Annotated in this window: 23 protein-coding genes and 2 pseudogenes; 13 read left to right on the top strand and 12 right to left on the bottom strand. The window is 71.3% G+C overall.

Going from position 1 to position 23,914, the window contains the following annotated elements:
* Window positions 1–14 precede the first annotated feature (14 nt).
* Window positions 15–440: a PPOX class F420-dependent oxidoreductase gene (locus tag EF387_RS00300; RefSeq protein WP_202918101.1), complete on the bottom strand. Its 426-nt coding sequence runs from the start codon at window positions 438–440 to the stop codon at window positions 15–17.
* A gap of 96 nt (window positions 441–536) precedes the next feature.
* On the opposite strand from EF387_RS00300, the gene EF387_RS00295 reads away from it, so the two are divergent.
* The gene (locus EF387_RS00295; RefSeq protein WP_128374409.1) at window positions 537–1,385 is read left to right on the top strand and encodes a DUF1206 domain-containing protein; all 849 of its coding nucleotides are present in this window, start codon (window positions 537–539) and stop codon (window positions 1,383–1,385) included.
* Between the two features lie 221 nt (window positions 1,386–1,606).
* On the opposite strand, the pseudogene EF387_RS47900 reads toward EF387_RS00295, so the two are convergent.
* Window positions 1,607–1,854 (bottom strand): annotated as a pseudogene (locus EF387_RS47900) (4-hydroxybenzoate 3-monooxygenase); the annotation flags it as partial.
* Window positions 1,855–1,968: 114 nt separating this feature from the next.
* Window positions 1,969–2,487: pseudogene (locus EF387_RS00280) on the bottom strand (FAD-dependent monooxygenase); the annotation flags it as partial.
* A 355-nt stretch (window positions 2,488–2,842) separates the two neighbouring features.
* Here EF387_RS00280 and EF387_RS00275 point away from each other — a divergent pair.
* Window positions 2,843–3,163, top strand: a complete 321-nt coding sequence (locus tag EF387_RS00275) for an STAS domain-containing protein (protein ID WP_128374407.1) — start codon at window positions 2,843–2,845, stop codon at window positions 3,161–3,163.
* A gap of 3 nt (window positions 3,164–3,166) precedes the next feature.
* On the opposite strand, the gene EF387_RS47015 is transcribed toward EF387_RS00275, so the two are convergent.
* Window positions 3,167–3,640, bottom strand: coding sequence for a MarR family winged helix-turn-helix transcriptional regulator (locus EF387_RS47015; protein WP_162467056.1), 474 nt, complete (start codon window positions 3,638–3,640; stop codon window positions 3,167–3,169).
* Between the two features lie 304 nt (window positions 3,641–3,944).
* On the opposite strand from EF387_RS47015, the gene EF387_RS00265 reads away from it, so the two are divergent.
* Window positions 3,945–4,418: an ATP-binding protein gene (locus tag EF387_RS00265; protein ID WP_128374405.1), complete on the top strand. Its 474-nt coding sequence runs from the start codon at window positions 3,945–3,947 to the stop codon at window positions 4,416–4,418.
* Between the two features lie 116 nt (window positions 4,419–4,534).
* Window positions 4,535–5,026, top strand: a complete 492-nt coding sequence (locus tag EF387_RS00260) for an ATP-binding protein (RefSeq protein ID WP_238431263.1) — start codon at window positions 4,535–4,537, stop codon at window positions 5,024–5,026.
* A gap of 179 nt (window positions 5,027–5,205) precedes the next feature.
* On the opposite strand, the gene EF387_RS00255 is transcribed toward EF387_RS00260, so the two are convergent.
* Complete coding sequence (locus EF387_RS00255; RefSeq protein WP_128374404.1) at window positions 5,206–6,099, bottom strand: RNA polymerase sigma factor SigF; 894 nt, start codon at window positions 6,097–6,099, stop codon at window positions 5,206–5,208.
* Window positions 6,100–6,345: 246 nt separating this feature from the next.
* Here EF387_RS00255 and EF387_RS00250 point away from each other — a divergent pair, with 246 nt between their 5' ends.
* Window positions 6,346–7,230 (top strand): GAF and ANTAR domain-containing protein, encoded by an 885-nt coding sequence (locus EF387_RS00250; RefSeq protein ID WP_128374403.1) that lies wholly within the window; start codon window positions 6,346–6,348, stop codon window positions 7,228–7,230.
* Window positions 7,231–7,267: 37 nt separating this feature from the next.
* On the opposite strand, the gene EF387_RS00245 is transcribed toward EF387_RS00250, so the two are convergent.
* The 3 genes from EF387_RS00245 to EF387_RS00235 all read right to left on the bottom strand — a co-directional run bounded on the left by EF387_RS00245 (window position 7,268) and on the right by EF387_RS00235 (window position 10,501).
* A complete protein-coding gene (locus EF387_RS00245) occupies window positions 7,268–7,495 on the bottom strand; it encodes a DUF5133 domain-containing protein (protein ID WP_128374402.1) in 228 nt (75 codons plus the stop codon).
* A 27-nt stretch (window positions 7,496–7,522) separates the two neighbouring features.
* On the bottom strand, window positions 7,523–7,843 hold the full coding sequence (locus EF387_RS00240; protein WP_128374401.1) for a YkvA family protein: 321 nt from the start codon (window positions 7,841–7,843) through the stop codon (window positions 7,523–7,525).
* A 63-nt stretch (window positions 7,844–7,906) separates the two neighbouring features.
* On the bottom strand, window positions 7,907–10,501 hold the full coding sequence (locus EF387_RS00235; RefSeq protein ID WP_238431262.1) for a SpoIIE family protein phosphatase: 2,595 nt from the start codon (window positions 10,499–10,501) through the stop codon (window positions 7,907–7,909).
* A gap of 459 nt (window positions 10,502–10,960) precedes the next feature.
* Between EF387_RS00235 and EF387_RS00230 the strand changes: the two genes are divergently transcribed.
* Window positions 10,961–11,626, top strand: a complete 666-nt coding sequence (locus tag EF387_RS00230; protein ID WP_338058072.1) for a TerC family protein — start codon at window positions 10,961–10,963, stop codon at window positions 11,624–11,626.
* On the opposite strand, the gene EF387_RS00225 is transcribed toward EF387_RS00230, so the two are convergent.
* On the bottom strand, window positions 11,620–12,009 hold the full coding sequence (locus EF387_RS00225; RefSeq protein ID WP_128374400.1) for a hypothetical protein: 390 nt from the start codon (window positions 12,007–12,009) through the stop codon (window positions 11,620–11,622). The genes EF387_RS00230 and EF387_RS00225 overlap by 7 nt on opposite strands.
* 509 nt (window positions 12,010–12,518) lie before the next feature.
* Complete coding sequence (locus tag EF387_RS00220) at window positions 12,519–13,442, bottom strand: MurR/RpiR family transcriptional regulator (protein WP_128374399.1); 924 nt, start codon at window positions 13,440–13,442, stop codon at window positions 12,519–12,521.
* A 182-nt stretch (window positions 13,443–13,624) separates the two neighbouring features.
* Here EF387_RS00220 and EF387_RS47330 point away from each other — a divergent pair, with 182 nt between their 5' ends.
* The 3 genes from EF387_RS47330 to EF387_RS00210 all read left to right on the top strand — a co-directional run bounded on the left by EF387_RS47330 (window position 13,625) and on the right by EF387_RS00210 (window position 15,786).
* Entirely contained in the window at window positions 13,625–13,795 is a 171-nt protein-coding gene (locus EF387_RS47330; RefSeq protein ID WP_202918100.1) for a hypothetical protein, read from the top strand.
* A 6-nt stretch (window positions 13,796–13,801) separates the two neighbouring features.
* The gene (locus tag EF387_RS00215) at window positions 13,802–14,203 is read left to right on the top strand and encodes a DUF3662 domain-containing protein (RefSeq protein WP_128374398.1); all 402 of its coding nucleotides are present in this window, start codon (window positions 13,802–13,804) and stop codon (window positions 14,201–14,203) included.
* 263 nt (window positions 14,204–14,466) lie between these two features.
* Window positions 14,467–15,786: an MFS transporter gene (locus tag EF387_RS00210; RefSeq protein ID WP_238431261.1), complete on the top strand. Its 1,320-nt coding sequence runs from the start codon at window positions 14,467–14,469 to the stop codon at window positions 15,784–15,786.
* Between the two features lie 343 nt (window positions 15,787–16,129).
* Here EF387_RS00210 and EF387_RS00205 read toward each other — a convergent pair whose 3' ends face one another.
* Window positions 16,130–16,918: an IclR family transcriptional regulator gene (locus EF387_RS00205; protein WP_128374397.1), complete on the bottom strand. Its 789-nt coding sequence runs from the start codon at window positions 16,916–16,918 to the stop codon at window positions 16,130–16,132.
* Window positions 16,919–17,102: 184 nt separating this feature from the next.
* Between EF387_RS00205 and EF387_RS00200 the strand changes: the two genes are divergently transcribed.
* From EF387_RS00200 to EF387_RS00190, 3 genes are all read left to right on the top strand, one after another.
* Window positions 17,103–18,440 carry a gluconate:H+ symporter gene (locus EF387_RS00200; RefSeq protein WP_128374396.1) on the top strand — a complete coding sequence of 446 codons (1,338 nt, stop codon included), beginning with the start codon at window positions 17,103–17,105 and terminating at the stop codon, window positions 18,438–18,440.
* A gap of 40 nt (window positions 18,441–18,480) precedes the next feature.
* Window positions 18,481–19,809, top strand: coding sequence for an enolase C-terminal domain-like protein (locus EF387_RS00195; protein WP_128374395.1), 1,329 nt, complete (start codon window positions 18,481–18,483; stop codon window positions 19,807–19,809).
* Window positions 19,810–19,914: 105 nt separating this feature from the next.
* Window positions 19,915–21,399 (top strand): glycoside hydrolase family 3 N-terminal domain-containing protein, encoded by a 1,485-nt coding sequence (locus EF387_RS00190; RefSeq protein WP_238431260.1) that lies wholly within the window; start codon window positions 19,915–19,917, stop codon window positions 21,397–21,399.
* Between the two features lie 15 nt (window positions 21,400–21,414).
* Here EF387_RS00190 and EF387_RS00185 read toward each other — a convergent pair whose 3' ends face one another.
* The gene (locus EF387_RS00185) at window positions 21,415–22,431 is read right to left on the bottom strand and encodes a glycoside hydrolase 5 family protein (protein WP_338058068.1); all 1,017 of its coding nucleotides are present in this window, start codon (window positions 22,429–22,431) and stop codon (window positions 21,415–21,417) included.
* A 295-nt stretch (window positions 22,432–22,726) separates the two neighbouring features.
* On the opposite strand from EF387_RS00185, the gene EF387_RS00180 reads away from it, so the two are divergent.
* Window positions 22,727–23,716, top strand: a complete 990-nt coding sequence (locus EF387_RS00180; RefSeq protein WP_128374392.1) for an N-acetylglucosamine kinase — start codon at window positions 22,727–22,729, stop codon at window positions 23,714–23,716.
* Window positions 23,717–23,914 lie beyond the last annotated feature (198 nt).

Raw genomic sequence — 23,914 nt, 5'->3', positions numbered from 1 at the left:
CAGCGCGGGAGGGCTCAGCCGCGCACCACGCCGTAGGCGCGCTCGACGTGCAGCCGCAGTACCAGACGGCGGTCGCGGACCATGGCGGCGCGGTAGTCGTCCCAGTCGGGGTGCTCGCCCTGGACGTCGCGGTAGAGGCGGATCAGCTCCTCCACCGTCTCGTCGTGCGGGTCCGCTGCGACGGGTGTCAGCTCCGCGCGCGCCTCGACGACGGCGTACGACCAGCGGTCCGCGGTGGTCACGTGGTACGACGCCCGCGGATCACGGCGCAGATTGCGGGTCTTGGCACGGTCGTCCGTGATCGACACACGGATGATCCGGTCGTCGGGATAGTAGACGTGCGTGACGTTCGACAGCTGGGGTCGACCATCGCGCTTGAGGGTGACCAGAGTGCCACCCTTCGACTCGGAAACCAGGTTGAGCAGCGCATCCTCGGACATGTGCTGATCAACGCACGGAAGTCCGCGAGGCATTCCACTCCACGACCGGGGCATCCGGATGGGCGACCGGGGCATCCGGAATCACAGGGAGGCGGAATGAACGCGAACGCGTTGACGCGGAACGGCCGGATCGGTGCACGGCGGGCGGCGCGGGGCTCGGCGGTGGACGCGGCGGCCCGGGCGGGTCTCACGGCCCGCGGTGTGATCTACCTGCTGGTGGGCCTGCTGGCGCTGCAGATCGCCTTCGGCGACGGGGAGAAACAGGCGGACCGGGGCGGGGCGCTCGCGGAACTCGCGGAGAAGCCCTTCGGCGCCGTCCTGTTATGGGCGCTGGGCATCGGTCTGGCGGGCATGGCCGTGTGGCGGCTGTCCGAGGCGCTCTTCGGCGCGGCGGGACCCGACGGCCGTTCCTGGCCCAAGCGGCTGCTGGCCGCCGTGCGCTGCGTCTTCTACGGAATCGTCGCCTACTCCGTGCTTTCCTTCGCGGCGGGTGGGGGCGCGGGATCGGGCGGAGGCGGCGGCTCCAGCGACCGGCAGTCGCGCGATGTGACGGCCAGGGCCCTCGAGTGGCCCGGCGGCCGGTGGCTGGTGGCGGCGGCCGGAGTCGCGATCGCCGGGGCAGGCGTGTGGATCGGCGTCCGTGCGGTGCTGCGCAAGTACCGGGACAAGCTGAAGCCGGCCGCGATGTCCCCGGGGGCGCGCCGGGCGGTCGACGTCACGGGCGTGGTGGGCGGGGCGGCACGTGGCCTGGTGTTCGCCGCGGCCGGTGTCTTCGCGGTGCGGGCCGCGATCGATTACGAACCGGACCGGGCGAAGGGGCTCGACGACACCCTGCGCTCCTTCGCGCAGACACCGGTGGGGCCGTGGCTGCTGGTGTGCGTGGCGGCCGGACTGGTCATGTTCGGAGTGTTCTCCTTCGCGATGGCCAAGTGGCGCAGGGTCTGATGCCTGTCGGCATCTGATCCTGGTCGGGCATCTGATGCCCGTCGGACATCTGATTCCGGCCGCGCATCCGATCCCTGCCCGACGGGCAACCGCGCCGACGAGCCACCCTTCTGGCCGCAATGGCGCTGTTGCAGTGGGGACGGACGGTGCGACAAGCGTGCTCCGTCATGGAGCGTGACCGGAGCATCGCCGAGCGTGAACCCGGCACGCCCGAGACGGTTCAGCGGCTGCGCGCCGGCCGTGGCCAACCGCTCGCGGAGCTCCGACCACACCCTGTCGTGCGGCCAGTTCTCCGGATCGTCGCCGGGCGGGCATTCAGGTAGTAGCGGGTGACTTCGGGACTGCGCGCCATGTGCGCCGCGAAACCGCGGGGATGCATCCCCATGACGACGCATTCGGACGACGGCGGTGCCTCGGCGAGCAGGGCCGGCCAGCCGATGCCGTAGTCGTGCCGGGCGACGGCGGCGGCGTCCGGGGGGGGGGGGGGGGGGGGGGGGGGGGCCCGCCCCCCCCCCCCCCCCCCCCGCGCCCCCCCCCCCCCCCCCCCCCCCCCCCCCCCCCCCCCCCCCCCCCCCCCCCCCCCCGCGCGGCCCGTGTCACGCCCCGCGCTCCGTCGCAGCCCGCGATGAACTCGCAGTCGACTCGGACCCGTTGACCGCTGTCCGGGTCGGTGTAGGAAACCGCGGGCCCCTTACCGCCGTCGACGTCGTGCAGCCGCACATCGCGTACGCCGAAGCGGACGTCACCGTGCCGGACGTCCGCGTACTCGTGTACGAGGTCGGTCACCAGCAGTGGCTGCGGATGGACGAAATGATGGTGCCCGGTCAGTTCGGCGTACCGGACGCGATGACGCTCTCCCGCCCAGCGGAGCTCGAACTCGCTGCGTCTCGGTGCCCGTGCGAGAAGACGGTCGGCCAGCCCGCGCTCGGCGAGCGCCCGTACCGCCCACTCCTCGATGAACCCCGCCCGGGGCCGCTGCTCGATGAACGCCCGGCTCTCCGCCTCCAGCAGGAGACAGTCGACCCCGGATTCCGTCGACCCCGGATTCCTTCAGGATGTTGGCGACGGTGAGACCGGCCGGACCGGCACCCACGACTACCACGGAGACACGACGGACCGACTGGGGGAGGCGGCGGAGCTCACCCGAGCATTATGACGGTGACCGGTCAATCGCGCAGCGGGACGTCAGGAGGGTGATCGTCAAGAGAGAATGTTGTCGCGCGGCAACTATCCGCTACGGTAGTGGCGTGGCAGCGCCCCGCCGGGAGGGGCTCCGCCACCAAGGAAACGGCTCCCGGACACACGACCATCCCCCGTCCGACTCCTCACCTGCCGCGCTCCTTCTCGCGCGGACTCTCTGTCCACGCCGACCCGGGACGTTCCGCCCGACGGCTTTCCATCCCGACGACACTTCAGGGAATGCTGTGCATTCAGCTCAGGGTCCAGGCCGGACGGCCATGTCGTTGTCCGTACGTGTGGTCGGCGACGCATCGGTGATCTCCGTCAGCGGGGAGGTCGATCTGGACAACGTGGCCCCGCTCACGCAAGCGCTGGCGTCTCAGGCACACTCCGGCGGCGGCGCCGTCGTACTCGATCTGTCCGGCATCCGCTTCGCCGACTCCACCACCGTCAACGTCATCCTCCGTGCCAACAGCGACCTCGGTCCCCGGCTGAGGATCGCCGCTCTCTCGGACAACATCGAGCGACTGCTCGACCTGGTCGGCGTGCGCGAGATGCTCCCGGTGTACGACACGGTGGAGGACGCGCTGACGGCATGAGACTCAGATCCCGTCCCGGGCCCGGGACGCCAGTGAGGGGCCGAGCGACTCCAGCCCCGCCAGCAGGGCGTTCAGATCGGCCGGCGGCATGCGTAGGAGGGCTCCGGTGATCCAGTCCGCCCGCCGGTCCCGCACGGTGGCCAGAGCGGTGTCCCCCTCGGGCGTCAGATTGACGGCTATCCCGCGCCGGTCCTCGGCGAGCGGGGTACGGCACAGCAGCCGTGCTTGCTCCAGGCTGCCGCACATGCGGCTGGCCCGGGACAGGCTCACCCGCAGCCGGTCGGCCAGCGCGGTGAGGCCGATCCCGGGATGTTCCGAGACCAGCCCGAGCACCCGTAACAGGGCCGGTGTCAGCCGTTGGTCCACATCGGCCGCCGTGTGCGCCGACACGGCGGCCAGGACCTCGGTGGCGGCCAGCAGATGATCGGCCGCACGGCGCAGCGCGACCTCCGTCAGCTCGGGACTGTGGCCATCCATGGGCCTGCAACCTTCGTCTTCAGCGGCTGATCCGGCGGGCGGGACCCCGGTGCTCCGGTCGGCCGGGTACCCGGTGCGCACGGGGCCGGCCGGCCCACGGGCCTCCGGCCGGGGCCTTCCCGATCGTGGCCCGGTGACACGGCCCAGATGTGGGAATTCGGTGACGGTGTCCCGCCGTAGGCGCGTTCCGGCCACTTGTCGAACGCGGCGGCTGTGACGGACTCGGCAGGACTGCGCTGCGCGATTCGGGGCATGAGGATGCTCAGCAGCGTCCGGCCAGTCCGGCTTCCCAAGAGAGATGCGCATGATCAAAGACCTGGACGGGGCAGTGATCTCAGCCGGCTATGACGTACCCGTGGACCCCCTTCGCCGCACCACGCACTACACGGGTGAGCCGGGCTGCATCGCCGACGCCCGCTCCTTCGCCGAGGCCTTCCTGGAACAGTTGCGCTCCGAGTGGTGCGCGGCGATCAGCCGCCGGACCACGGGGGATCTCCTCCTGCTGGTCAGCGAGCTGGTCACGAACGCGGACCGGCACAGCCACGGCCCCTACATATTGGAGCTGGAGGGCACGGACGCCTCGGTGAGCGTCACCGTGTACGACAGCAGTTCCTCGCTGCCCCGCCGTTTCCCCAAGGACCCGCAGCGCATCGGCCGGCACGGACTGGAGATCGTCCACGCCGTGGCGGCCTCGGTGACGGCCGAGCTGGTGCCCGTGGGCAAGCGGGTCCGGGCGGTGCTCGACCTCGGGCGAGGGGAAATCGCGGCGAATCCCTGACGGCGGGAGATAGCCGTACGAATTCGGTGAAATCCGGCTTGCGTCCGGCGGACCCGGGGCACCCGTACACAAGGGGACAGAAAGGGAATTAGCGGTACGAGTGGGGAGTGCAAGGCGTGCCTGTGTCACCGTCCAAGCCACCGCATCACGCGACGGATGTGCACCGTCACCGAGCAACGGGACCGACCCGCCAGCTCGCGACGGAGGCGCACCATCACAACGGAGCGAAGGCGCACCCCCTGCCACGCAGCGCCGCCGAGGCCCGCGCCGTGGTGACGGCGGTCCTGGCCTCCTCCTCCCGGCCCCGGGACGACGAGGTGGCCATGGACGCCCTGCTGGCCACCTCCGAGCTCGCCACCAACGCCATCCTGCACGGCGGCGGCATCACCGCCTTCGACGCGACGATCACCGCCGAGGGGCTGGACGTCACCATCGCGGACAAGAGCGAGGAACTTCCGGCACTGTCCGGTGAGCCGGGCGACGATTTCCCCCGCCTCGGCGGGTACGGCTGGGCGGTCATCCGACGCCTCGCCAAGATCATTCAGATCACGGTACGCCCGGGCGGCGGCAAGACACTGAGTGTGCTGCTCCCGCTGTGCACCCGGTGAAACGCGGCCTCCGCGAGTCGGGGCCCGGGAAGCCCCGCCGAGGACAGCGCGGCCCATGAAGCACGGCCAGGGCAGCACGGCCGGCCCCGCCGTCACGGCGGGGCCGGCCCGTGCTGCGGTGGCTCGGCGGGAGCTTTCGGCTCAGCAGTGGGAGCGTTCGGCCCGGCGGGAACGTCGGCTCAGCCGGAAGCAGCCCGGGTATCCTCCAGCATTCCGCTGCGCAGCCGCGTCAGAATGCGCTTGATCAGGCGTGACACATGCATCTGCGAGCAACCGAGCTGCTCGCCGATCTCCGCCTGGGTCAGCTCCTCGACGAACCGCATATGAATGATCTGCCGGTCGCGCTCGTTCAGTTCCGCGACCAGCGGAGCGAGGGTGTGGTAGTCCTCGACCAGCTGGATCGCCTCGTCCTCCACGCCGATGAAGTCGGCCAGCACCGTCTCGCCGTCCTGCCGGTCGTCCCCGGTCAGCGCGGCGTCCAGGGACGCGGAGTTGTAGCCGTTGGCGGCCAGCTGCGCCTCGACCACCTCGTCCTCGGACAGGTTCATCAGCGTGGCCAGCTCAGCGACGGTCGGCTCCCGGTCCAGCCGTCCGGCCAGCTCCTCCCGCGCCCGGGCCAGCTCGACCCGCCGCTCCTGCAGACGCCGGGGAACGTGGACGGCCCAGGTGGTGTCCCGGAAGAAACGCTTGATCTCACCGACGATGTACGGCAGCGCGAACGACGTGAACTCCACCTCGCGCGACAGCTCGAACCGGTCGATCGCCTTGATCAGGCCGATCATGCCGACCTGGACGATGTCCTCCATGTCGTCGCCGCGGTTGCGGAACCGGCCCGCCGCGAACCGCACCAGCGACATGTTCATCTCGATCAGCGTGTTGCGCGCGTACTGATACTCGTGCGTTCCTTCCTCGAGTTCGGTGAGGCGCTGGAAGAACTGCCGCGACAGTTCCCGCGCGTCCCGGGGAGCGACCTTCATCGGCTCCTCGATCCCGGGCAGCTCCTCAACCTCCGCACCCGTCGTGGCCTCCGCAGTCTCACTGAGGTTCTGCGACCAGCTCATGGCGGTGCTCATGACCCCTCCCTCGCAACGCACGGTCCGTCCGGTCAAAGCTTCGTGCTCCTGCGGCTACCCCGGAAGCCGCGCTTCATGTTCCCCAATTCGTACGAGCGGCCGAAGCACGTCACGCGGACGATTTCCCCGGTGCGGGGGCTGTGCGGGCGGAATGTGGGCAGGAGCGCGGCGACGGCGAACTGATCGCCCGAGCGGCGGACCGAGATCGTCGACCGGTCGGCCGAACATGAGAGAGGCAGAAACAGCGTGGCAGAGAACCCGGCCCGGCATGACGAGAACGACCCCACCTCCTCGGGCGGAGCGCTCCACCCGTCCGAGAGAGACGACCTGCGCCGGGAGATCGAGCGGTTACGGCGCGAGGTACGCGAACTGCGCGGCAAGGCGCGCTCCCACCCGCTGATCTCCCAGGCCCAGGGCATCCTCCAGGAGCGCTACCGGCTGCCGGACGCGGACGTCGCGTTCCTGCTCATGAGGGGCAGTTCGCAACGGCACAACGTGAAGCTGCGGAGCCTCGCCGCGGCGGTGGTGTCCGCACCGCGCCCCGAGGCCGGCGCCCAGCAGTGGTTCCCGCGCCGGGCGCGCCGGCCGTCGCCGACGCTCCGGTTCCTGCCCGGCACGCGGCCGGACCGCCTCCACCGCAGTACCGTGCTGCGCACCGTCCTGGCCAGTGCCCTGGCCGTCACCGACACCGAGATGGGCAACCTGCAACTGGTCGACCAGGGCCTGGGCGGTCTGCGCCTCGAGGAACAACGCGGGTTCAGCGCCGAGTTCCTGGACTTCTTCGCCCTCGTCGACGACAAGCGGACGACCTGCGCCCTCGCGGCCGAGCGGGGCGTCCGGGTCACCTCGGAGATCGCCACCGAGCCGGTGTTCAGCGAACCGGCCCGCGAGGTCATCCTCGCGACGGGCAGCCGGGTGGCGCACAGCGTCCCCATGATGGGCGGTTCCGGTCACTGCGTGGGTGTCTTCTCCCTCCACCAGCCCGGGCCCCTACGCGATTTGACGGACAGCCAGGCCCGGCAGCTCGAAGGCATCGCTGCGCAGGCCGGCCGGTGGCTGGAGTGGCACCAGCGCACCGTAGTCCTGGACGCCCTGGAGGACCTGCACCGGGAGGCGTCGGCACCGCGCTGAGCGCCGCACCAGAGATTGTGCGGAACCCCGCTGGACGTCAGGGCGCCACCACGGAGTCGTCGAACGTGCGTGCCCCGGGCAGCCGGTGACGGGCCGCGATGAGCGCGGCGTCCACGTCGTGCGTACCGGTCGCGACGCACAGGCTGTACGCCACGTCGTCCAGGCGCTGCCGGACCTCCGTGTCCCCGTTCTCGGCGTGCAGGGTGCGCAGGGTCTCGTACTGCTCGACGAGCTGCTGCAGGAGTACGGGGTGGGCCATCAACACGGTTTCCTCCCAAGTAGCCTGACGCTGTCACACGGTTCGGTCCCGGCTGCGGGTACCCGAACCGTCATCGCGTACGCCCGGCAACCCGGCGGAAGATCGCATCGACCTCAGGGCCAGCAGCAGAACGCCGATGTCGTCGAGATAGACGGGGTCGGGCAGCAGGTCGGCGGGCAGCACCAGATAGAGGACGGCACCCCAGAACACCCAGCGCGGTCCCGACGGCAGCCCGGCGCGGCGCAGTTCACGACGGGTACGGACCAGCCGTATCAGCACCGTCACCGCCACCGCGAGCACCGCCGCGGCGAGAGCGGCGACCACGAGGACGACCACCCATGTCCCGGAATCCATCTGTCATGTCCTCCCCGCCGCAGAACCGGTCGTCTCAGTTTCGGATTCCCACGGGAGCGGTTCTCATGGACGGCCCCCTGCGTCGTCCGCCGGGAGATGGAGGCCGAGGACGCACACGTCGTCGCGGCGCTCGCCCTCCAGCATCCGGTCCAGCAGCACGTGGAGCGGCTCCGTCCCGGCGGTGCGGAGGCTCCCCGCGGCTTCCGCGAGACGTTCGAAGCCCCGGTCGATGCCCTCGGAGGGCCGCTCGACCAGACCGTCGGTGTAGAACAGCAGACGGTCGCCGGGTTCCAGGCGGCACTCGGCCTCCGCGAAGGAGGGCGCGGCCGTCGCGCCGAGCAGCATGCCGCTGGGGCGCGGCAGATAGCGGACCTCGCCGTCCCGCAGCAGCAGCGGCGGCGGGTGTCCTGCCTGCGCCCAGACCAGACGCCGCTCCTCGGGCGTGTAACGGGCCAGGACCATGGTCGCCGTGGCGTTGGTGTCACGGGTGTGCAGCAGCAGCGAATTGAGCCGTGCCAGCGCCCCCGTGAGCGACGAGCCGGTGATGACCATGCCCTTCGCGGTGAACCGGAGCTGGGCCATGGTGGCGACCGCGTCGATCCCGTGCCCGGCGACGTCACCCACCACGAACAGCGCCGAGCCGTCGGGCAGTTCGATGGCGCTGAACCAGTCCCCGCCCACGTGGATGCCCGACTGGGCGGGCAGATAGGCGATGTCGACGCGCAGTCCCGCCAGCAGTTGCGGTCTGCGGGGCAGCGGAAGCAGCGCGTGCTGCAGCCGGGCGGCGAGCGTCCGTTCGGCCTGCAGCACTCCGTGCTGGGTGAGCATGGCGCGTTCGCTTTCGATCAGTGCGAGTTCCGCGCTGCGCTGCGCCGTGAGGTCCTGCACGAACCCGTGCACCTCGACGGGTGTGCCGTCTGCGTCGGTGACGGTCTCGGCGACGAACCGCAGGTGCCGGGTCCCGGTGGTGGACCTGATGCGGAACGGAACGTCGACGGGCCGTCCTTCGCGCAGCAGCGCTTGGAGGGCGCGGCCGACCAGGGCGGCGTCCTCGGGCAGCAGATGGTCGGGCAATCCGGTGAGAGGTATTGGACCGAGTTCGGTGGGACGGCCGAAGATGGTGAAGACCTGCGGCGACCAGTTGATCCGCCCGGTCACCAGGTTCCAGTCCGCCCAGCCGAGGTTGCCCAGCCGCTGCACGTCGGCCAGCCGCTGCTCCTGGCGGTCGGAGGGGTCGTGGCGGACCCAGGTGACCACGAGCGCGTCGCCCAACCGGACGGCGCGCACCGAGTACGTCGAGGACTCCGGCACGCCGGAGACGACCTCCTGGTACTCGAAGGGTTCAGCCTCGTAAGGTTCGCCGGTGCGCAGGGTGTCCAGATATCCCTGCCACAGCGGCTCGCCCGCGACCGTGGGGTAGCACTCCAGGACGCGCAGGCCCACCAGCTCCCGGCCGCGGCGCCCGGCGATGTCCACGGACCGCGGCGCCGCCGCGTCGATCCGGAAGTCCTCCACCGCCCCGGACGGCGAACGCAGCGGGGTGAGCAGGACCGCCGGCTCCGCGAGCGTCTCGAACACCGACTGGACGAGCTCCGCGACTTGGCCGGCGGCCCGCTCGTAGGAGGTGTCGAATGACTGGATCCGGCCCGCGCACAGCCGGGCCACTTCGAGCAGCAGGCTCCGGACGGACGGTGTGAACGGTTCGTCCCGCGTGCGCAGGATCCCGAACGACGTGGTGACCGCGTCGCCGGTGACCACGGGCAGCCACGCCCGGGAACGCCAGCGCTCGGGCGGATCGCCGATCAGCAGGTACTGCTTCCGGTCCCGCTCGAGGTTCTCCAGCCAGCACGGGGCCTGCGTCCGGATGACCTCCAGTGCCGCGATACCGCTCAGCGGCGGCACCTGCGCCCACTGCGTGGCGAGCGTCTCGCCGATACCCGCGTGCCCGACGAGCTCCAGGCCCCCGGAGCGCCCGGCCGAGAACACCATGACCGCGTCGGCGCCCACCGGATCCGCCAGCAGCTCCAGCAGACACCCCGCAAGGTCCTGGGGCGTACGCACCCTCAGCAGGGCCTCGCCGATCCGGCGCAGCACCTCCGCGTGCCCGTCGCCACGAGCCCCCTCCGCGGCCGTGCCCGGCCCACCGGGTGCGGACTCGGGTGTCGCCGAGGAGCCGCCCTCCCGGAGAGAGCCGCTGCGGGAGCCACCGGACGCCGTCCGCGCACCGGCCACGCCGGAGGTGGAGGACGCGGTACTTGCGTCGCCCGCGGGGGTGCGGACGGTGGAAGGCGCGGTGCTCGCGCCGGCCGAGGAGGATGCGGTGCTCGCGTCGCCCGCGGGGGTGCGGGCGTTGGAGGGCGCGGTGCTCGCGGCGCCCGCCGGGGTGCCGACGCGGATGCTCCCGAGCGTGACCCAGCACTCCTCGATCAGGCTTCGACCCTGTGCCGCGGCCCGGCGCGCAAGTTCCTCCTGGGCAGTGTCCGCCGGACACCCGGTCAGTGCCATCAGGGCGCCCTTGGCCCGCTCCACCACGGCCGATGCGGCCACTTGGTCACGCAGGACAGCCAGCTCGGCGCGCTGTTTGGCCACTACCTTGGCCAACGCGACCACGTCGGGCAAGGGGCCCGGCCCCCCGGGGATGGCGGACTCGCTCGTCACGCGACGAGCATGTCACAAACCGATGTGTCCGATCACAGCTCGTCATCCGGAATTTACGCTGGAAGGCTCGACCGGTGGCGACGGCCAGGGCGGTGGGGACTCCTGTCGCCGGAAGCGCACCGTTACCTGAACCTGATCCCTGGTTTACCCGCAGGGGGTGGAAGCGCCCACGCTCGGTGACAACGCTGTCGACTGGTCGCACTGCCCCAGGAGGAACAGTGAACGTGTCCTTGGGCGTCTGGGCGCTGACGGTCACCGGACTGTGCGCGCTCATCGCCGTGGATTTCTTCATCGGACGCAAGCCCCCATGAGGTCTCCCTCAGGAAGGCGGGCATCTGGAGTTCCGTCTGGGTCGCCCTGGCCGTCGCCTTCGGACTCGGTCTGCTGGGCCTCTCCGGCGCGCAGCCCGCGGGGGAGTTCTTCGCGGGATTCGCGCCCGAGTACCAGCAGCGCGTGCTCATGGTCGGCGTACTGGTCGCCCTGGTGTTGCGCACGGTGTTCATCGCGGCCGGCGCCGCGATCATCTCGGCCTTCTCGTGGGTCTGCTACCTCTTCGGCGCCTTCCTCATCTGGACCGCGTGGAAGCTGATCCAGGACGCCCGGGCGGGTGCGCAGGAGGAGTACCAGGAGAACAAGCTGCTGAAGGCGGTCGAACGGCCGTTCGGGGTCGCCGACCCGCTATCACGGCACCAAGCTGTGGATCAAGCAGAACGGCAAGCGCGTCATCACGCCGATGCTGGTGGTGATGCTCGCGGTCGGCTCGACGGACGTGCTGTTCGCGTCGACTCCATCCCCGCGATCTACGGCCTGACCGAGGACCCGTACCTCGTCTTCACCGCCAACGCCTTCGCCCTGATGGGCCTGCGCCAGCTGTACTTCCTCATCGGCGGCCTGCTGGAGCGGCTGGTGGACCTCGGCCACGGACTGTCGGTCATCCTCGGTTTCATCGGCGTCAAGCTGGTGCTGCACGCGCTGCACGAATCAGGAGTGCACGTACCGGAGATCAGCATCCCGTTCTCGCTCGGCTTCATCGTGCTGGTCCTCGCAGTGACCACCGCGACCGGTCTGTGGACCTCCCGGCGCCGTGCCGGGACGGAGGCGCCCGGGGAGGCCGCCGCTCAGTGAGGTGTGCGTGCCGTGTTGCTGTCCACCAGCGCCTGCGACACCGCCCTGATGCTGCGGGCGATGTGCTGCAGTTGGAGGACCTCGGCCGCGTAGAGCTTCACGGTGTGCTCGATGACGGACTCCGGCATGCCGATCCTCGGCAGCTCGGCCCGTGCCGTCTGCAGGGCCGTACGGGCCACGCGGATCTCGTGCTGCACCTGGATCTGGGCGTGCCGGGCGAGCAGTACCGGGTGGCGCAGGAACGCCGGATAGCTGGCGTAGCGCGCCGGCACGAGCTCGCGCAGCCACTTGACCGCCGACCGCTCCCAGTCGTAGCTGCCGGGGGTCTTGACCTGGCACGGCCAGTCGGAGCTGATCGGGGAGTACGTCGTCGTCAGAGCCATGGTGATCGCTTCCGGGGAGCTACGGTGCAGCGGCAACGGACAGGGCATCGCGACGGCCCCGGCCTAGGGGATGGCCGGGGCCGTCACCACGGGCGCCCGCACAGGACGGGACCCGTCCGAGCGCCCGGAACGCCAGTGGGTAGGAGCTGACGAGGCCGGATGCCCGTGATTCGCAAGAAGTATTTATATATACCGTCGAGTAGGCAAGGACATGAAAACATTCATGAGTGATGTGGGATGAATCGTCCTGTGTTGGGGTGGTGGCGGGGGTAGCAGTAAGCGATTGTGCCGACCTGCGGCAAAGGCGCGTTCCTGGGGGTGGCGAGGTCTGGTCCGGCGCCGACCGGCCGTTTTCCCGGCCGCTTCCGGTCGGGCCGTGGGGTGCCCGGGAGGATCTGGTCGCCGCTCGATGGTCGCCGCTCGAGGTTGATGTGGGAAGTTCTCGGGGAGGGGCGGGTCGGTTGTTGACAGGGCGGGCGAACGCGTTCCGCGGTCAACGGCCCCGCCGTTCAGTCCTTGAAGAAGAAGTGGTGCTGCTCGGCCACCTGTTCGTACTCCTCCAGGCGTGCCTGCGTACGCTCCGGGTCGGCGTCCGTCATGGCCTGGAGCAGCGCCGCGCACATCACCACGGGTGCGGCGTAGGAGTCGAAGACCAGCCGGGAGCCGGTGCCGGTGGCGAAGGTGACGTCGGCCTCGTCGGCCAGCGGGCCCAGCGCCAGATCGGTCACCAGGGCCACCTTCAGCCCCGCCTCCCGCGCGACCTGGATGGCCCTGAGGGTCTCCTGCGCGTGCCGGGGCATCCCGAAGGCCAGCAGCCAGGTGCCGCCCGCCGCGCGTGACTGCAGCAGCGCGTCGAAGGCGACGCTCCCGCCCCGGGTCACCAGCCGCACGTCCGGGTGGATGCGCCGCGCGGCGTAGGCGAAGTACTCGGCGAGCGAACCGGAGATGCGCAGCCCCAGTACGGTCAGCGGCGTCGACTCGGACAGCGCGCGGCCGACGGCGATCACCTGGTCCGGGTCGGCGAAGTCCCGCCTCAGGTTCTCCAGGTTCTCGATCTCCGCGTCCACCGCGGCCTGCAGTTCGTTGCTGCGGTGCTCCGCGGCGGTGCCCGGGGTGCTGCCGAGCGTGCTGAGCGCGATGGCCTGGAGCCTCTCCCGCAGTGCGGGGTAGCCGCTGAAGCCGATGGCGGCGGCGAACCGGGTCACCGACGGCTGGCTCACCCCGACCCGGTCGGCGAGATCGGTGATCGACAGGAACGCGGCCTCGGTGATGTGCTCGATCAGATACTGGGCGATACGACGCTGGCCGGGGGAGAGCCGGGGTCCGTCGAAGAGTTCCCTGAGCTGTGAGGTGGGAGCGGCGCCGGCGTCCGGGGCGGTCTTGCCCGAGGTGATCGTGGAAGCCTGTGCGCGTGCCTGCTGCGGCGATGCCACGGACCGCCTCCTTCCTCCCTCTCCCGCAAGGGTTCAACATAGCCCACAGTCAATGCTGGTCAGGGCCGTTACAAAACGATCACCGGACGGGTACGGCTGCCGGGAGTGCGTCCCCGTCTTACGGGAACCCGGCCGCGGAAACCGCACGACACGCGATACGACAGGCAAGGATCCGTTTCGCCATGACCGTTCCCGAAGAGAACCGGCCGAAGACCGGCACTACCGACGAGGTCCTGCAGGAGCCCGGCTCCGGCACGGACCAGAAGCCGCAGTCGCAGGGCGCCAGCGGGCGCACGCTGCGTGAGGCGCTGGAGGAGGCGCATCTGCACCCGGACGATTTCGAGGAGAAGTGACCGCCGATGAGCACGCTCACCGTGTGGGAACAGGCCCTCGAACGTATGGAAGGGGCACTACTGGCACAGTTCTTCACCAGGGAACCCGTCGAACTCCTCCAGGCGCTGCGGCGTGAATGCGACGGCAACGCCGTGGTGTGCAGCGAGAGCCGGGTCGTGGTTCCCAACGCCTACGAGGTCGAACTCGCCGAATCCGTCCACGACGAACTGACCCGCAAGGGCAGCCGCGTCGGACAGGAACTCACCGACAGCCTCGTCCGGCACGGTGAGAAGCAGGGCTATGAGTGGGCCGGCCCGCCGGCCGTGCACATCACCAGGTCCCACCACGTTCCCAACGGCCGTTACCGGGTGACGAGCACGGTGATGCCGAACGTGAGCGCCGTCGGGTTCCAGCAGGCGGGGCACTGACGAGGGCCGCGGAGCGGGCGGGGGCCACGCGCGCCACGGCCTACGCATGCCACGGGCTACGCGCGTCACGGGCTCGCGCGCCTGGGGGCCACCTGGCCGGGGGTTCGCGGGCGCCCCTCCCCGCACTCTTCCCCTCTCCGGTCCGGCGTTCGGCGCCACTCCGCGGCCCGGCTGTCCACGCAACGGGCAACAGAACGGGATCACGGCCGGATGGGGGATAGTGGGCCGGTCCTGATAGATGTAATCAGCAACCAGGAAGCCCGTTGGACAGCAGCAGGAGCGGCACCGACCACGACGAAGAGGCGCACGGCACCGGCGGGCAGTCCGCGGACGCGCCGGCCGACAGACCCCGGGGCTGGCGGCGGTGGGCGATGGACACGCGCCCGCTGCGGCGCCCGGCCTACCGCCGGCTGTGGTCCTCGACCATCGTCACCGCCGTCGGCAGCCAGCTCACCGCCGTGGCGGTGCCCAAGCAGATCTACGACATAACCCAGTCCTCGGCCTGGGTCGGCTACGCCTCCCTCGCGGGCCTGCTCCCGCTGGTGGTCTTCGCACTGTGGGGCGGAGCGGTCGCCGACAGCATGGACCGGCGGAAACTGCTCCTGATCACCAACGCCGGGATCGCCGTCACCTCGCTGCTCTTCTGGGTCCAGGCCGCCGCCGGGCTCGACTCCGTGGCGCTGCTGATGACCCTGCTCGCCCTGCAGCAGGCGTTCTTCGGCCTCAACTCCCCGGCCCGCAACGCCTCCATCGCCCGGCTGGTCCCGGCGGAAGAACTGGCGGCGGCGAACGCGCTCGGCTCCACCGTGATGCAGACGGGGCTGGTGGCCGGGCCGCTGCTCGCCGGCGCGCTGATCCCCGTCGTGGGTCTGCCGGAGCTGTATCTGATCGACGCACTGGCGCTGTGCCTCACGCTGTGGGCGGTGGCGCGGCTGCCCGCCCTGCCACCGCTGACCAACGCCGCTTCCCGGCGTGCCGGTCTGCGGGAGATCGCCGCCGGTTTCCGCTACATCGCGGTGCACAAGGTGCTGCTGCTGTCCTTCCTCGCCGACATCATCGCCATGGTCCTGGGCATGCCCCGGGCCCTGTTCCCGCAACTCGCGGCCGAGACGTACGCGCCCTACGGCGAAGGCCTCGCGCTCGGCCTGCTGTTCGCGGCGATCCCCATCGGTGCGGTCGTCGGTGGGCTGGTGTCAGGCGTGTTCTCCCGTGCCCGCCGCCACGGCCTGATGGTGCTCGCGGCGGTGGCTGCCTGGGGCGCTGCGATCACGGGCTTCGGCCTGAGCGGCAGCCTCTGGGTGGCCGTGGTCTTCCTGGCCGCCGCGGGGGTCGCCGACATGGTCTCCATGGTGTTCCGCGGGGCGATCCTGCTGTCGGCAGCGACGGACGAGATGCGTGGCCGGATGCAGGGCGTCTTCACGGTGGTCGTCGTGGGCGGACCGCGGCTGGCCGACGTCCTGCACGGTACCGCGGGCTCGGTGTTCGGGCCGCGCGCGGCCGTCGCGGGCGGTGGCGCCCTCGTCGTCGCCACCACGCTGGTCCTGGCCGCGGCGACCCCGGCCCTGCGCCGCTACCGGGTCTGACCGGCGGGCTCCCGCATCAGCCGCCGACGGTTGGCAGCGGAACGCCGGGGCGTGGTGCGGAAGGGCCCCCGCACGCGACCGCCGATGGTTGGTGGGGAACCGCCGGGGCGCGGCGCGGACAGAATCACCGCACGCGACCGCCGTCGGGCGTCGACGTGGGCGCTCCCGCTCCGGCGCTCGTGCCCGCGTACCGCCTCCGCGAGCCCGTTGTCGAGCGGCTCGAGCAGCGCAACGGAGCCCCCGCCGGCGGAGGACCGGCCGGGCGGTAGGTCTGCGGCGCGGAGACCGCCGGGCACCCTGACGGAACCTCCCTGTGGCGGCGCCTGCCCCGTGTTCGGGCCCGTCAGCGCCAGTCGGGTTCGCGGGAGCCGGGCGGCGGCAGTGACTCGATCTTCGTCCGGATCTCCCGCATGACCGAGACGATCCGTTGCTCGTGCGCGGCGGTCAGTCGCGTCACCGGCACCGAGCAGCTGATGGCGTCCACGGCGGGTGTGTCGTAACGCAGGGCGAAGCCGAAGCCGGCGATGCCGGGCACCGTTTCCTCGCGGTCGATCGAATGGCCGCGTTCGCGCACTGCGCCCAGATCGGCGATGAGGCCGGCGCGATCGGTGTGGGTGTTCTCCGTGAGTGCGGGCAACGGGCCGTCCGGCAGCGGCAGTTCGTCGTCGTCGCGTTCCGCGAGCAGGGCCTTGCCCAGCGCGCCGGCGTGGGCCGGAACCCGGCGTCCGACCCGGCTGATGGTGCGCAGGTACTCGTGGGACTCCCGGGTGGCCAGGTAGACCACGTCCGAACCGTCGAGCCGGGCCAGATGGATGGTCTCGCCGGACGCGTCCGACGCCTCGTCGAGATACGGGCGGACCATCCGCACCCGCCGGTCGCCGTCCAGATAGCTGGTACCGGTCAGCAGCGCTCGGATCCCGATGCCGTAGAGGGACCCGGTCGCGTCGGTGCGCACCCAGCCGTGGTCGACGAGCGTCTGCAGCAGCGCGTACATGCTGCTGCGCGGTACGCCCAACTCCTCGGAGATCTCCCGCAGTCGCGCGGGCCGGTCGCCGCGTGCGGCGAGCAGTTCGAGCACGGCGACGGTACGGACCGCCGACTTCACCTCGGGAACGCCCCCACTTAGCGCCATGGGCCGAATCGTAGAGCCAGTGCCGCGGCCCCGCCCGCCGGCCTGGTCCTCAACAATCCCTCCCCGCACACCCATTGACCCCGATCGTCCACAACCATAGTCTCCATCCTCATACATAGACGTTGTCTTCATATGAAGACAGTTCATCTTCTTGGGGGAGCACAGTTCGAAGGGGAACTGACACATGCCGCTCGTGGTGGTCGGGATCAGCGTGCTGATCCTGCTCTTCCTCATGACGAAGCTGAAGCTCAACGGCTTCGCCGCCCTCCTCCTGGTGGCCGTGGGCGTGGCCCTGGTCCAGGGCATCCCGGTGGCCGAGATACCGGACGTCCTCTCGGAGGGCATCGGGGGACAGATCGGCGACACGATGCTCACCATCGGACTGGGCGCCATGGTCGGCCGGGTGATGGGAGACTCCGGCGCCGCACAACGGGTGGCCGGCCGGCTCGTCGAGATCTGCGGCCCACGCTGGGTCCAGGTCGCCATGGTGCTGACGGCCATGCTCATCGGCGTCACGATGTTCTACGAGGTCGCCTTCGTCATCATCGTGCCCGTCGCGTTCACCATCGTGCGGGTCACCGGCGCGAACCTGCTGTGGGTCGGGCTCCCGATGTCGATCGCGCTGTCCACCATGCACAGTTTCCTGCCGCCCCACCCCGGCCCCACCGCGGTGGCCGCCACCTTCAACGCCTCCGTCGGACTCACCCTGTTCTACGGCCTGTTCATCGCCGTCCCCATCGGGGCGCTGATCGCCCTGGTGTGGCCGCGGCTCCCGTTCGTGCGGGAGATGAGCCCCTCCATCCCCAAGGGCCTGGTGAGCGAACGCGTCTTCACCGACGAGGAGATGCCGGGCATGGGCTGGTCGCTCTCCGTCGCCCTGCTGCCCGTCGTACTGATCGCCGGAGCCGCGGTCACCGACATGGCCGCCTCGTCGGACGGCCCCGCGCTGCACTTCGTCGCCTTCATCGGCTCCGCACCGATCGCCCTGCTGCTGACCCTGCTCGTCGCGATCTGGGCCTTCGGCCCCCGGATCGGCCGAAGCCTGGAGGACGTCAGCGCGTCGTGCCGGTCGGCCGCCCAGGCGATGGCGATGATCCTGCTCGTGATCGGTGCCGGCGGAGCCTTCAAACAGGTTCTCGTCGACGGCGGGATCTCCGACTACATCAAGGACGCCACCGACGGCTGGTCCATCTCACCCATCGTCCTCGCCTGGCTCATCGCGGTCATCCTCCGCGTCGCCCTGGGCTCCGCGACCGTCGCCGTCGTCACGGCCTCCGGCGTGGTGCTGCCGCTGCTCGTGGGCAGCGGAGTCCACCCGGAAGTCATGGTGCTCGCCGTCTCCTGCGGTTCGATCGCCCTCTCGCACGTCAACGACCCGGGCTTCTGGATGTTCAAGGAGTACTTCAACCTGTCCGTCGTCGAGGCGATCAAGGCGCGCACCTCCTACACGACGGTGCTCGCGATCCTCGGCCTCGGCGGCGTACTGGCCCTGGAATGGACGCTCGACGCCCTCAGCCTGTGACCACTCCCAGCCCCTGGCCTTACTCAGAAGGAGACCTGTCTTGAGCCAGCCCACCGTCACCGCGTTCTCCGTCTATCCGGTCGCCGGCCGGGACTCCATGCTCCTCAACCTCTCCGGCGCGCACGGCCCGTACTTCACCCGGAACGTCGTCGTCGTCGAGGACTCCGAAGGGCGCACGGGACTGGGCGAGGTACCCGGCGGGGAGAAGATCACCCGGACGCTCCAGGACGCGGAGTCGCTCGTCGTCGGCGCCCGCGTCGGTGACTACAAGCGCGTCCTGCGCGCCATCGGGGACAGGTTCGCCGACCGGGACTCCGGCGGCCGGGGCGAGCAGACCTTCGACCTGCGGACCACGGTGCACGCGGTCACCGCCGTGGAGTCGGCCCTCCTGGACCTGCTGGGGCAGCACCTTGAGGTCCCCGTCACCGCCCTCCTCGGTGACGGAAAGCAGCGCGACACGGTACGGGTCCTCGGTTACCTCTTCTACGTCGGCGACCCCGACCGGACGGACCTGGAGTACACCCGCGAAGCCGACTCGGCCGTCGACTGGTACCGGATCCGGCACGAGGAGGCGCTGACCCCCGAGACGATCGTCCGCCAGGCCGAGGCCACCTACGACCGCTATGGCTTCCGTGACTTCAAACTCAAGGGCGGCGTCCTGACGGGCGCCGAGGAGGTCGAGGCGGTACGGGCGCTCAAGGAGCGCTTTCCGCAGGCCCGGATCACGCTCGACCCGAACGGCGCGTGGTCGCTCGGCGAAGCCGTCGAACTGTGCCGGCCGCTCCTCGGGACGCTCGCCTACGCCGAGGACCCGTGCGGGGCGGAGGCCGGCTACTCGGGCCGGGAGATCCTCGCGGAGTTCCGCCGGGCCACCGGGCTGCCCACCGCCACCAACATGATCGCGACGGACTGGCGGCAGCTGACCCACGCGCTCGCGCTGCAGTCGGTCTCCATCCCGCTCGCCGACCCCCACTTCTGGACCATGCAGGGCTCGGTGCGGGTGGCCCAGCTCTGCAACGCGATGGGGCTCACCTGGGGCTGCCACTCCAACAACCACTTCGACATCTCGCTCGCGATGATGGCCCACTGCGGGGCAGCCGCCCCGGGCGAGTACAACGCCCTGGACACGCACTGGATCTGGCAGGAGGGCCTGGAACGCCTCACCACCGAACCGCCCGTGATCAGCGGCGGCGAGGTCGCCGTCCCGGACACCCCGGGCCTCGGCATCCAGCTCGACCGGGACCGGCTCCTCGCCGCCCATGAGCTCTACCGGGAGAAGAAGCTGTCGGAGCGTGACGACACCGTGGCCATGCGGTACCTCGTCGAGGACTGGACCTTCGACAGCAAACGCCCCTGCCTCGTGCGCTGACGAACCCGCCCGGGGGCCGCCGGCGGGTCTTCGAATCGACGATCCATGAATCAACGATCCATCTCCTTATTGACTTCCGGCTTGTCGAGCCAGAGGATTCCGGAGGTGATCCCCTCCGCGCACGCACCCGCCGGCCCCGCTCTTCCCGCCGACCTGGACGAAGCCGCCCACCGCTGCCTGGTCGCCGGGTTCCACGGCACCACGGCCGTACCCGACACCCTGAAGCGGCTGATCGAGCGCGGGCTGGGCGGGGTCATCCTGTTCACGCGCAACGTGCGCGACGCGGAACAGGTCCGCGCCCTCACCGACTCCCTGCGCTCGATCCGGCCCGATCTGCTGGTGGCCATCGACAACGAGGGCGGCGGCATCGGCCACCTGGTGAGCGCGGGCGCCCCCGAGGTCCCCGGCTGCGGGGCGCTCGGCGTCGCCGACGACCCCCGGCTCACCGCCCGCTGCGCCGACGCCCTGGCCGGACACCTGGCCTCCCTCGGCATCACCGCCTCCTACGCCCCCGTCGCCGACCTCCAGCACCACCCCGACAACCCGATCGTGCGCACCCGCTCCTTCGGCGCCGACCCCGAGCTGGTCTCCCGCCATCTGCGCGCCTGGATCGCCGCCACCGAGGCGCGCGGCATCGCCTCCTGCGCCAAGCACTTCCCCGGTCACGGCGGCACCGTCACCGACAGCCATCACGAGACGGCCGTCGACCCACGGCCCTACGGCGCCATCGACCGCGACCTCGACCCCTTCCGGGCGGCCGTCGACGCGGGCGTGCCCATGCTGATGAGCGCCCACGTCGTCTTCCCGGCACTGGACCCCGACCACCCCGCCACCCTGAGCCCCCGCGTGCTGAGCGGACTGCTCCGGGACGAACTCGGCTTCGACGGCGTCCTGGTCAGCGACGCCCTGGAGATGAAGGCGATCGCCGACCACTACGGCGAGGCCGCGGGCGCGCGCCTCGCCCTGGCCGCGGGCGCCGACCAAATCATCGTCGCCGTACCCGACCTCGACACCACGCTGGCCTGCCGCGACGCGGTGCTCGACGCGCTGGCCGGCGGCGCGTTGTCGGGGGAACGCGTGACCCAGGCCGCGGGGCGGGTGCGGCGGCTGGCCCAGCGGTACGCGACCGCGGCGGTCGACGTCCCCGGATGGGATGCCTCGGCCGGGCTGGAGGCGGCACGTCGGGCAGTGCGGAGCCGTCCCGTGCCGCCGCCCGCACGCGGTGCCCATGTCGTCGACCTGTTCCCGCCGCCGCACCCCGCGCTCAACTGGGGCGGCGAGGACCTGCTGACCGAACTGGCCGCCGTGGACCCCTCGGCCACCGGTACGGCGGTCCCCGGGCCGCCCGCCGACCTCGCGGGACTCGTCACCACCGTCGTGGGCCGCGCCGAGGGCCTGCCGCTGGTCGTGGCCACGTACGACGCGCGGCTGCACCCCTGGCAGTCGGCGGTGCGGGACGCCGTGCTGGCGGGACGGCCGGACGCGGTACGCGTGTCCACCGGGATGCCGGAGGAGGGCGACGCACTCTGCTCGTACGGGCGAGGACGGGTGAACCTGCGCGCGCTGGCGGAGGTGCTGGCCGGGGACTGACCCGGCACGCTCCGCTCAGGACGCCCGAACGACCTCGGTGATGCCCCGTGCCGTCAGATGGGCGGCGTCCTCCCCCTGTTCGGCCAGGACGACCGCCGGACGCACACCCTTCTCGCGCAGCCGCATCCACGCCTCGAAGAAGGTGCCGCCGGGACCGGACACCGAGCGGGTGGCCGGCGTGCACTCCAGCACCAGGGCCGTCTCCCGCGCCGGCACGGCACGCGGCTCGGCCCGCAGTTCGGCGACGGTGCCGGCGAGGGCGTCGGCGATCGGCTTGGCGCGACCCGAGGAGTCGAACAGGCCCAGGGTGTACTCGAGTTCGGGGTAGTCGGCCAGGGAGCGGTCCACGTCGTGGGAGCACCACCAGGTCACCCCCCACAGCCCCGCGCACCCCGCCGCGTTCAGCAGGGTGGCGCGGGCGAATTCAGGGGCGTCGGCCGCCGGGATGTGCGGCTCGGGCGCTCCGGTCTCCTGGACCCAGACCGGCCGTCCCGGGTCCTGGGCGTACGCCTTCGCCAACTCGACGCCGTACTCCGCGAGATGCAGCACCTGCGGGGAGCGCGGGCCGTAACGGCGGGCGCAGTCGCCCGAGAACACCCACGGGTGGACGGTGGTCAGGTCGCCCTTGCGGGCCGAGGCCCCGGGAGTGAAGGGGTGGTCGTCGCCGTACCAGGCCGCGTCGAAGGCGGAGTGCGTGACCAGACCGCCGGTGCCGAGGCCCTCCCGGGCGGCGGCGAGCAGCGTGTCGAGGTAGTGGTCCACTTCGCGCACCGTCACCGGGTTGTGCTCGACCAGGTTGTTGAGCTCGTTGCCGAGTTGGAGCCCGATGAGGTTCGGGCGGCCCGCGAGCGCGCGGCCGAGCGTGCGCAGCAGCTCCGACTGTGCCTCGATCGCCTCGGGGTCGGTGAACACGTTGCGGTGGTGCCAGCTGCGGGTCCACTCCGGGTAGAAGTCGAAGCTGGACAGATGGCCTTGGACGCCGTCCACGAGGACGTCGAGACCGGTTTCGGCGGCGAGATCGACCAGACGCACCAGCTGGTCGACCGCGGTGGAGCGGATGAGGGTGCGGTTGGGCTGGAGGAGCGGCCAGAGGTGGAAGACCCGGACGTGGTCGAGGCCGAGCCCGGCGATCTGCGCCAGGTCCTCGCGGGCGTGTCCCGCGTCGAAGTCGTGCCAGGAGTGGAACCAGCCGCGGCGCGGTGTGTAGTTGACGCCGAAGCGGAGCGGGGGAGGGGTGGACGCGGGGGGAGCGCTGATGGTGTCCTCCTCGGAGCGTCGGGCCGTCGGGCCTTGTCTTGGGCGAATGTATCAACCACCATGGCCATCGATGAATAGTGATTTGAACCAGGATCGCGGTGACTATGTGCTGGGCCTCGACGCCGGTGGCACCCGCACCCGCGCCGTGCTGGCCACCCACGACGGAAGCGTGGCGGGCGAGGGCACCTCGGGTCCTGGTAACGCTCTGACGGTCGCGGAGCCCGGACTCACCGACCACCTCGCCGAAGCCGTCGCCCGGGCCGTGCCGGAGCGGCTGCGCGGCCGGGTGGCGGCGGTGGCGGGCGGATTCGCGGGCGCGTCGGGGACCGCCGACGAGCCCGGCCGGCTCCGGGCGCGGTCCGCCCTGACCGCCGCACTGCGCCGACTGGGCTTTCCCCCCGTGCCCGTCGCCGTCTGGAGCGACATCGAGGTGGCGTTCGCGTCCGCGCCCGGTCACCCCGCCGACGGCCTCGCGCTGGTGGCGGGCACCGGCGCGGTCGCGGCCCGTATCTCCGGTCGAGGCTGCACGGCGGTCGCGGACGGCGACGGCTGGCTGCTGGGCGACGACGGCAGCGGCTTCTGGATCGGGCGCGCCGCGGTCCGGGCGGCCCTCCGCGCGGCGGACGGGCGCGGCGCCCCGACGGCGCTGACCGTCTCCGTGGGGCGGGCCCTGGGCGTGCCGGAGGACGTCCTCCCCTACGAGGGCACGGCCTGGACCCGTTCGCGGCGGGAGGCCTACCGCAGACACGTCCTCCCCGCCGTCATGGCCGAGGAACCCATTCGCCTGGCCCGGCTCGCGCCCCTGGTGGCCGAAGCCGCCCGCGACATGGACCCCCCGGCCGAGGCGATCCTCGTCGAAGCCGTCGGCCAACTGACCGAGACCGTAAGGGCGTTGCAGCCTCATCCGGGGGAGCGGGTGGTCGCCACCGGAGGACTGCTCGGACCGGACGGCCCGCTGACCGTGCTCCTCACCGCCCGTCTGGACGCCCTGGGGCTCACCCTCGACTGGGTGGCCGACGGCTCCGCGGGCGCCGTGGCGCTCGCCCGACTCGGTATCTGACCGGGCGACCCGACCGCGGTGTCCGGACGACCGCGGCAAGCATCCGTACGCACACGAAAGGGACCGGACGCATGCCGACTCCGGAAAACGCGGCCGCCACCGCCGCCCCGGCCGGACATCCGGCTCGCGCCGAGGACGACCACCCGCTGTACCGCGACCGCACCGCACCCGTCGACGCCCGGGTTCGCGACCTGCTCT

Origin of the sequence: Streptomyces cavernae (assembly GCF_004023625.1) — a bacterium.
GTDB classification, from domain to species: domain Bacteria; phylum Actinomycetota; class Actinomycetes; order Streptomycetales; family Streptomycetaceae; genus Streptomyces; species Streptomyces cavernae.
The sequence above is the reverse complement of the archived record's forward strand: the minus strand, read 5'-3'. Positions and strand labels throughout refer to the sequence as shown.